Below are 8674 nucleotides of genomic sequence, written 5' to 3' on the forward strand. Positions count from 1 at the left end.
TCGGCGGCCTGGCGCCGGGCATGTCTCTGGCGTTGAAGTTTCGCGCGCCGGAAATGCAGGCGCTGCTGGACGGCATCCTGTCGGGCGAGGTCGCCGCCGATGCTGTCGATTACACCGAAAAGCTGCCGGTGGAGCGGACATACAGGGTCAGCGCGTCAACGGTCGGCCATGCCACAGGCCTTTACGTGCTGGTGTTCAAGGATCAGAGCGAGACGCGCCGCATCGACCGCATGCGGGCCGACTTCATCGCCAATGCCAGCCATGAATTGCGCACGCCGCTCGCCTCGATCGCCGGCTTCATCGAGACGCTGCGCGGGCCGGCCCGCAACGATCCGGCGGCGCGCGACCAGTTCCTGCAGATCATGCAGAACCAAACGGGACGCATGGCCCGCCTGATCGACGATCTGCTCTCGCTCTCGCGACTGGAGATGAAACCTTATCTGAGGCCGGGCACGGCGGTCGATCTTCGCCAGACGATCGACAGCGTCATCGATTCGCTCGGGCCACTGGCCAGCGAGAACGGCATCGTCATCGAGCGGGACTTCATCGATGGTCCGGTTTCCGTCCCCGGCGACCGCGACGAACTCTTCCAGGTTTTCGAGAATCTCCTGGAGAATGCCTGCAAATACGGCCAGTCAGGCGGACGCGTGACCGTATCCATGGCACGCGTCGAGGACGGTCAGGACCCAGGCATCGACGTCACCATAAGAGACTACGGCCCCGGCATCGCCGAAGAACATATTCCGCGCATAACCGAACGCTTCTACCGCATCGATGTCGAAAACAGCCGCACCCAGAAAGGCACCGGGCTTGGCCTTTCGATCGTCAAGCATATATTGAGCCGTCATAACGCAAGATTGTCGATCAAGTCGGAAGTCGGCAAGGGTGCGGCGTTCACGGTTCATTTGCCGGCTCGCTGATCGTGTACCGGTTGCCAACCGCGATTTTCTTCTTTCTGTCATGCGGTTCGCGTATCAGCGACAGATTGAGGGAACGCACCAGCCGGCACAAACCGGGAAGGCATATCGATGCAGTCCGTGCATACAGTCAGTGCCTATGACGAAGAGCTGAAATTCCTGTCCAAGCGCATTGCGGCGATGGGCGGCCATGCCGAGCGCATGGTCGAACAGGCTGTCGCGGCCCTCGTCAATGTCGACCATGGCCTTGCCCAGAAGGTCATCCAGGACGACATCGTCCTCGACGAGGGACAGCGCGAGATCGATGACAAGGCCATCATCATCATCGCCAGGCGCCAGCCGATGGCGACGGATTTGCGTGAGATCGTCGGCGCGATCCGCATCTCGGCCGATATCGAGCGGGTCGGCGATCTTGGCAAGAACGTCGCCAAGCGCGTCGCCTCGGTCGACGGGCGCCAGCCGAACAGCCTTTTCCGCGGTCTGGAGGCGCTTGCCAACCTGGCGCTGACGCAGCTCAAGGAAGTGCTCGACGTCTACGCCTCGCGCTCGGTCGAGAGGATCGGCTTCGTGCGCGATCGTGACGACCAGATCGACGCCATGTACACCTCGCTGTTCCGCGAGCTTTTGACCTACATGATGGAAGATCCGCGCAACATCACGCCCTGCACGCATCTTCTGTTCTGCGCCAAGAATATCGAGCGTATCGGCGACCATGCGACCAACATCGCCGAGACCATCTACTACATCGTCACCGGCGACCAGATGCCCGCCGAACGGCCGAAGGGCGACAAGACCGACCAGGTGGTGCTGCCAGGCACGGTGCCGGCTAAGTGAATTCAGGCCCCTCGAACGGTTTTCTGATTTAGGCTAAGCTCTCCAGTGCGTTTCACCGTTTCACGGAAGCGGCGAAACGCCCCAACTATTGTTTTTACGCAATTCCGGGCGGAAAACCGCTCACACTTTTCCTGGAATTGCTCCAGGCACGGCGAATTGTCAGTCGCAGTCTCGGGAGGTTTGCGATGGAACAAGTTCGGAACCTGACCCCGGCCCCGACGTCGGGCATCATTGCGTCCAGCGTCTATTTGGGCGGCAAGCGTGTCGCCGACATTGCCATAGAACAGGCCGGCGAATGGGCGGCAAAACCCGGCCATGTCGTCTGGATTGGCCTGCTCGAGCCCGACCGCAACCTTCTGCTTAGGGTGCAAGCGCAATTCCACCTGCATGACCTCGCGATCGAGGACGCCGAGCACCCGCATGCGCGCCCGAAGATCGAGCAATATGGCGATGCCCTGTTCATCGTCGCCCGCACCGCGCAGTTGATCGAGGGCCGCGTCACCTTCGGCGAGACGCATCTGTTCGTCGGCACCGGCTACATCGTCAGCGTCCGGCACGGCCCGTCGACCTCCTACGCCGCCGTGCGCCAGCATTGGGAAAGCTGCCCGCACTCGCTGGCCAAGGGCGAGGATTTCGTCCTTTACGCCATCCTCGATTTCATCGTCGACAACTACATGCCGGTGCTGGAGCAGATCGAGGACGAGGTCGAGGCGATCGAGGACAAGGTGCTTCTGAAGCCGATGATTGGTTCGGATATCGAGCGCCTCTACATGCTGCGCCGCGATCTCCTGCGGCTGCGCAATGCGGCCTTGCCGCTGGTCGAGGTCTGCCGCCGGCTGACCAGCGCCGACCTGCCGCAGATCCATGCAGCCATGCATCCGCTGTTTCGCGATGTGACCGACCACATCCGCACCGTGCAGGAAAAGATCGACTCCCTGCGCGAGGTCCTGGCCTTCGCTTTCGAAGCCAGCCTTCTCGTCGGACAGAGCCAGGAAACCGCGATCTCGAAGAAGCTCGCCTCATGGGCCGCCATCCTGGCGGTGCCCACCGCCTTCGCCGGCATCTACGGCATGAACTTCACCGACATGCCGGAGCTGAAGATGGAATATGGCTATCCCGTCATCCTGCTGGTGATGGCCGCGATCTGCTCGTTCCTGTATTGGCGGTTCAAGAAGAATGGGTGGCTGTGAAGAGAGGGGAGTAGGGGAGTAGGGCAGTAAGGCAGTAAGGCAGTAAGGCAGTAAGGCAGTAAGGGAGTGGTCATACGGAGCGACTGGCGAAACGTCGCGCGTGAAGCGCTCTTTCCCCTATTCCCCTACTGCCTTACTCCCTTATTCCCTTATCTTGCCCTGCGCCGTTCCGCCGCCGGCTGGAACGCAACCCGGGAATGATACTTGCAATACGGTCCCGTTTCGGCGGCGTCGTTGCCGCAGAAGCTGAAGTCTTCCGAGAGCGGGTCGCCATTCGGCCATTTGCAGGTGCGTTCGGTCAGCTCGACGAGCTGCAGGTTGCGCGAGATCGGAACCACCACGTTCTCGACCGGGCGGATGTAATGGCGCGCGACCGGCTCGGCGTCGAACTGCACCTGCAACGCGGTGGCGCCGATGCTGGCAGTTACATGGCGCGCCGGGCTCGCCGCGCGGGCGACCGATTTCTGCATCGAGGCGCCTTGCGTCGCCTTCTTCTGACGCGCCGGGGCAGCCGTCGCGCGGCCGCGGCCCGACAGCTTCAGGCGATGCACCTTGCCGATGACGGCGTTGCGGCTCACTCCGCCAAGCTGTGCGGCAATCTGGCTGGCGCTCAGGCCCTCCGACCACAATTTCCTGAGAAGTTCTACCCGCTCGTCAGTCCAGTTCATGAGACCGCGCTCCTGCTAATGCGTGCGGCAGCCAGAATCCTTTCCCGAGCCGGCTCTCGCCGGGCAAACGACACCACATGTACCGGGTGATCTAGGTCCGCCGCACGAAATATAGTTATTTCTCGACTACAATTACCTTATGCGCTGACTCGGTGACAAGAGTCCCAAAGGCAACACCGATTCGGTTTTTACGGTTTTCCCCAACTTGCCTGACCACTGATGGGCCGGAGTGGCGCCGGGGCTTGCCACGCGCTTCTGCGTGACGTTTTCGTTGACTTCATGGCCGAAAAACATGATAAGCCGCAAAGGCCGCCGCATTGGCGGCTTTTTTGATTTCCGGTTCCGGAGACGCATATAATGAGCGGTTCGGCGCTTTACGAGACCTTTGCCCGCGCACCCCTGGCCTTCGACCGTGGGGAGGGGACCTGGCTGGTCACCGACAAGGGCGAGCGATATCTCGACTTCGCGGGCGGCATCGCGGTGAATTCGCTGGGCCACAGCCATCCGCATCTGGTCGCGGCGCTCACCGAACAGGCCGCCAAGCTCTGGCACGTCTCCAATCTCTACGAGATCCCGGAACAGCGCCGGCTGGGCGAGCGGCTGGTCGATGCCACCTTTGCCGACAAGGTGTTCTTCACCAATTCAGGCGCCGAGGCGCTGGAATGCGCCATCAAGACGGCCAGGCGCTATCAGTTCGTCCAGGGCCATCCGGAGCGGTTTCGCATCATTACCTTCGAAGGCGCCTTCCACGGCCGCACGCTGGCGACGATCGCCGCCGGCGGCCAGTACAAATACCTCGAGGGCTTCGGGCCCAAGGTCGAAGGTTTCGACCAGGTTGCATTCGACGACATCGATGCCGCGGAAAAGGCGATCACGGCGGAGACCGCGGCCATCCTGATCGAGCCCGTGCAGGGCGAGGGCGGCATACGCCCGGTGCCGACGCAGTCCTTGAAGCGGCTGCGGCAGCTCTGCGACCAGCACGGCCTGCTTCTGATCTTCGACGAGGTCCAGTGCGGCATCGGCCGCACCGGCAAGCTGTTCGCGCATGAATGGGCCGGCGTCGCGCCCGACCTGATGGCGATCGCCAAAGGTATCGGCGGCGGCTTCCCGATGGGCGCCTGCCTCGCCACGGACGAGGCGGCGACCGGCATGACCGCCGGCGTGCACGGCACCACCTTCGGCGGCAATCCGCTGGCGATGGCGGTCGGCAACGCCGTGCTCGACGTGGTGCTGGTCGACGGCTTCCTCGAGGATGTGCAGCGCAAGGCGCTGTTGTTGAAGCAGGGCCTTGCGGCGGTCGCAGACGAATTTCCCGAGGTCATCGAAGGCATCAGGGGGACCGGCCTGATGCTCGGCCTGAAATGCGCCATGCCCAACACCAAGGTGAACATGGCGCTGCGCGACCAGCACCTGCTTGCCGTGCCGGCGGGCGACAACGTCATCCGCCTCCTGCCGCCGCTCACCGTCACCGACGAGGAGATCGGTGAGGCGCTGAAGCGCATTCGCGGCGGCGCCAAGGGGCTGACCGACGCGATAGCGGCCGAAGCCGCGAAATAAGTTCTGGAACCTGCCGATGAGCGTCCGCCACTTCACCGATCTATCCGCCGTTTCGGCGGGCGACCTGCGCATCATGCTGGACGACGCGATGGCGCGAAAGACCAGGCTCAAGGCGGGTGAGCGCTCAAAACCGCTCGACGGCAAGGTGCTGGCCATGATCTTCGACAAGCCGTCGACGCGCACGCGCGTGTCCTTCGATGTCGGCATGCGCCAGCTCGGCGGCGAGACGATCATGCTGACCGGCACCGAGATGCAGCTCGGACGCTCTGAGACCATCGCCGACACGGCGAAAGTGCTGTCGCGCTATGTCGACGCCATCATGATCCGCACCACCTCTCACGACCGGCTGATCGAGCTGACCGAGAACGCCACGGTTCCGGTCATCAACGGGCTGACCGACGATACACATCCCTGCCAGCTCATGGCCGACATCATGACCTTCGAGGAGCATCGCGGCCCGGTGGCCGGCAAGACCTTTGCCTGGACCGGCGACGGCAACAATGTGCTGCACTCGCTGCTCGAAGCCTCGGCCCGGTTCCGTTTCAACTTGAATGTCGCGGTGCCGGAAGGCAGCGAGCCTTTCGAGAAATATGTCGATTGGTCGAAAGCCCATGGCGGCAAGGTCCGGTTTGCCAAATCCGCCGAGGAAGCCGTCGACCAGGCCGATTGCGTCGTCACCGACAGCTGGGTCTCGATGGGCCAGGAGCACCGTGCTCGCGGCCACAACGTCTTCCTGCCCTATCAGGTCAACGCGGCGCTTATGGCCAAGGCCAAGCCCGATGCGTTGTTCATGCACTGCCTGCCGGCGCATCGCGGCGAAGAGGTCACCGACGAGGTGATCGACGGGCCGCATTCGGTGGTCTTCGATGAGGCCGAGAACCGGCTGCACGCCCAGAAGGCGGTCCTGGCCTGGTGCCTGGGCGCTTGAGAGGGGCGGACCTGACCGCTTCCGATCTGACCGGGGTCAACTTGATCTGGGGGTATGTGATGCCTATTTGCGGGCCATCACGTAAATTGAACGCGCTTCGACGCATGCGGCTCATCGGGTTGCATGGCTGCGCCCCGGAGTTTTGTCATGTTGGAAACCCAGACCTTGGCTGAGCATAAACCCCAACTCGGTGAATTCGGCTTCGCCGGCGACGACCACGTCGTGCCTTACGAGGTCGCGCCGCTCGATGTGCGCGGCCGCACAGTGCAGCTCGGGCCGATGCTCGACGCTATTCTGAGCCGCCACAATTATCCCGAGCCCGTCGCCCGCCTGCTGGCGGAAGCCTGCGTGCTCACCGTGCTGCTCGGCACCTCGCTTAAATTCGAGGGCAAGTTCATCCTGCAGACGCGCACCGACGGGCCGGTCGACATGCTGGTGGCCGATTTCACCACGCCGAATGCGCTGCGCGCCTATGCGCGCTTCGACGCCGACCGGCTGCAGGCGCTGACCGACGCCGGCGAGACCTCGCAGCAGACGCTGCTCGGCAACGGCGTGCTGGCCTTGACCATCGACCAGGGCACACACACGCAGCGCTATCAGGGCATCGTCCAGCTCGACGGCACCTCACTGGAGGATGCCGCGCGCACCTATTTCCGCCAGTCGGAGCAGATCCCGACCGATATCAAGATGTCGGTCGCCAAGCTGGTCACGCCCGGCCCGGCCGGCGCGCGCGAGCAGTGGCGGGCCGGCGGCATCCTGGCGCAGTTCCTGCCTCAGGCGCCGGAGCGCATGCGCATTCCCGATATTTCGGGCGGCGACGGCGACGACCGCGAGCTGACGGACCACCCGGCCGACAATTCCTGGCAGGAATTGCTGGCGCTGCTCGGCACCATCGAGCCGACCGAGCTGATCGACCCGACCGTTGGCGCCGAGCGGCTGCTCTACCGGCTGTTCCACGAGCACGGCGTGCGCGTCTTCCGCAGCGTGCCCGTCGACGACCAGTGCTCCTGCTCGCGCGAGAAGATCCACGGCATCCTCCAAGGCTTTTCGGCTGAGGAGATCAAGGACTCGACCGAGGAGGGCGGCATCCATGTCGCCTGCGAGTTCTGCTCGACGCAATACGACTTCGACCCGGCAGAATTTGCGGCGGAGTGACGCCCGTTCCTTCTCCCCGTTCCACGGGGAGAAGGTGCCCGAAGGGCGGATGAGGGGCAGCGCCAACGTTGGCGATCATAGCGTCCGCCGTGGGCGCCGCCTCGTGAGCCTCGACGAAAATTCTCGGAAGCCGGCGCCGCCCCTCATTGCCCTGCCTGGCATTTCTCCCCGTAGAACGGGGAGAAAGACGCCAATCGCCGACGGCTAATTCACCGTCCGCCTTGTACCTGGCATGTCGAGTGAGAAAGCCGGAATGGCGATGTCGAACGTCTCGCCGCGGCCGTTGCGCATCGTGTAGTGGCCGACCATGATGCCCGACGGTGTCGAGAGCGGGCAGCCTGACGTGTATTGATAGCTGTCGCCGGGATTGAGCTCCGGCTGGTCGCCGACGACCCCGGCGCCGCGCACCTCCTCGACACGGCCCTGGCCATCGGTTATGTGCCAGTAGCGCGACAAAAGCTGCACGAAATCGTCGGAGCGGTTGTCGATCGTCACCTGATAGCCCCAGACATAGCGGTTCTCCGACGGATCGGATCTATCCTCCAGATAGAAGGGTCTGACCAGCACTTCGATGTTGCGCGTCACTGCGCGATACATGGGCCACTCCGGTTGCCGCCGCGGAACATTTTGTCGCGCTTCGCTGTTAAACGCGCCGCGCCGACCATCCTGCCAGCCTTGTAGCGCACGTGCCGAAAAACAATGTCATTTAAGTGACACATGACAATGTTGGTGTGCACAAACCGTGCCGGGCGACTCGGGCGCTCTGTGACTGATGAAATGGTCGCATGCGGCCAAGAGCAATTCCAGGAAAAGTGTGAGCGGTTTTCCGTCCGGAATTGCGTGAAAACAAAGAGATAGAGTGACCAGATCTCGATGGAACTGACTATCGCAGCCGGCCTGGCTTCGTCAGCCCTTCTTTTCTCGAACCTCGCCAGCATCCTGCTCGCCGCGTCGCGGCTGAAACGAAGACATGTCATTGCGCCGCCCGTCGGCGCGCAGCCGGTCTCGATCATCGTTCCTTCGCGCGGCGTCGAGCCGTTCACGCAGGAGACCCTTCAGCGCGCCTTCTCGCTCGACTGGCCGCGCTATGAGCTGATCTTCTGCGTCGCGCATGCCGAGGACCCGGTGGTGAGGCTCATCGATGCGGCGATAGCGCGCCACCCGAAGGTTCCGGCGCGGTTGTTGATCGGCGACGACCATATCAGCGCCAATCCCAAGCTCAACAACTGCGTCAAGGGCTGGCAGGCGGCGCGGCACGATTGGGTCGTCCTCGCCGATTCCAACGTGCTGATGCCGAGGGACTATGTTCAGCACCTGATGGCGGCATGGCGGCCGGATACCGGCCTCGTCTGCTCGACGCCGATCGGTTCGCGGCCGGACGGCTTTTGGGCCGAAGTCGAATGCGCCTTCCTCAACACGCTGCAG

At 63.2% G+C, this 8674-nt stretch carries 9 protein-coding genes; 7 read left to right on the forward strand and 2 right to left on the reverse strand.

The genetic code is table 11. The features are described from left to right. The 3 genes from EOA28_RS15570 to EOA28_RS15580 all read left to right on the forward strand — a co-directional run. Positions 1–920, forward strand: a 920-nt coding sequence (locus tag EOA28_RS15570; RefSeq protein WP_128315026.1) for an ATP-binding protein, incomplete at its 5' end; no start/stop codon positions are given. A 108-nt stretch (positions 921–1028) separates the two neighbouring features. After that, a complete protein-coding gene (gene phoU, locus EOA28_RS15575; RefSeq protein WP_127252119.1) occupies positions 1029–1751 on the forward strand; it encodes a phosphate signaling complex protein PhoU in 723 nt (240 codons plus the stop codon). Between the two features lie 185 nt (positions 1752–1936). Beyond that, positions 1937–2941: a magnesium and cobalt transport protein CorA gene (locus tag EOA28_RS15580; protein ID WP_127252118.1), complete on the forward strand. Its 1005-nt coding sequence runs from the start codon at positions 1937–1939 to the stop codon at positions 2939–2941. Positions 2942–3090: 149 nt separating this feature from the next. Here EOA28_RS15580 and EOA28_RS15585 read toward each other — a convergent pair whose 3' ends face one another. Next, on the reverse strand, positions 3091–3609 hold the full coding sequence (locus tag EOA28_RS15585; RefSeq protein ID WP_127252117.1) for a GcrA family cell cycle regulator: 519 nt from the start codon (positions 3607–3609) through the stop codon (positions 3091–3093). A gap of 357 nt (positions 3610–3966) precedes the next feature. Here EOA28_RS15585 and EOA28_RS15590 point away from each other — a divergent pair, with 357 nt between their 5' ends. The 3 genes from EOA28_RS15590 to EOA28_RS15600 all read left to right on the forward strand — a co-directional run bounded on the left by EOA28_RS15590 (position 3967) and on the right by EOA28_RS15600 (position 7249). After that, a complete protein-coding gene (locus EOA28_RS15590) occupies positions 3967–5166 on the forward strand; it encodes an aspartate aminotransferase family protein (RefSeq protein ID WP_127252116.1) in 1200 nt (399 codons plus the stop codon). Between the two features lie 16 nt (positions 5167–5182). Then, a complete protein-coding gene (gene argF / locus EOA28_RS15595) occupies positions 5183–6094 on the forward strand; it encodes an ornithine carbamoyltransferase (protein ID WP_127252115.1) in 912 nt (303 codons plus the stop codon). A 123-nt stretch (positions 6095–6217) separates the two neighbouring features. Continuing rightward, positions 6218–7249, forward strand: a complete 1032-nt coding sequence (locus EOA28_RS15600; protein WP_127252114.1) for an Hsp33 family molecular chaperone — start codon at positions 6218–6220, stop codon at positions 7247–7249. Positions 7250–7453: 204 nt separating this feature from the next. Here EOA28_RS15600 and apaG read toward each other — a convergent pair whose 3' ends face one another. Beyond that, the gene (apaG, locus tag EOA28_RS15605; protein ID WP_042641259.1) at positions 7454–7846 is read right to left on the reverse strand and encodes a Co2+/Mg2+ efflux protein ApaG; all 393 of its coding nucleotides are present in this window, start codon (positions 7844–7846) and stop codon (positions 7454–7456) included. A gap of 276 nt (positions 7847–8122) precedes the next feature. On the opposite strand from apaG, the gene EOA28_RS15610 reads away from it, so the two are divergent. Then, the coding region (locus tag EOA28_RS15610; protein ID WP_128315027.1) for a glycosyltransferase at positions 8123–8674 on the forward strand (552 nt) is incomplete at its 3' end.

This window comes from Mesorhizobium sp. M2A.F.Ca.ET.067.02.1.1 (assembly GCF_004023285.1).
GTDB lineage: Bacteria > Pseudomonadota > Alphaproteobacteria > Rhizobiales > Rhizobiaceae > Mesorhizobium.

Coding starts and splice junctions, on each gene's coding strand:
- apaG (WP_042641259.1), bottom strand. CDS start 7,846: ATGTATCGCGCAGTGACGCGCAACATCGAAGTGCTGGTCAGACCCTTC.
- EOA28_RS15585 (WP_127252117.1), bottom strand. CDS start 3,609: ATGAACTGGACTGACGAGCGGGTAGAACTTCTCAGGAAATTGTGGTCG.
- EOA28_RS15590 (WP_127252116.1), top strand. CDS start 3,967: ATGAGCGGTTCGGCGCTTTACGAGACCTTTGCCCGCGCACCCCTGGCC.
- EOA28_RS15580 (WP_127252118.1), top strand. CDS start 1,937: ATGGAACAAGTTCGGAACCTGACCCCGGCCCCGACGTCGGGCATCATT.
- EOA28_RS15600 (WP_127252114.1), top strand. CDS start 6,218: ATGGCTGCGCCCCGGAGTTTTGTCATGTTGGAAACCCAGACCTTGGCT.
- phoU (WP_127252119.1), top strand. CDS start 1,029: ATGCAGTCCGTGCATACAGTCAGTGCCTATGACGAAGAGCTGAAATTC.
- argF (WP_127252115.1), top strand. CDS start 5,183: ATGAGCGTCCGCCACTTCACCGATCTATCCGCCGTTTCGGCGGGCGAC.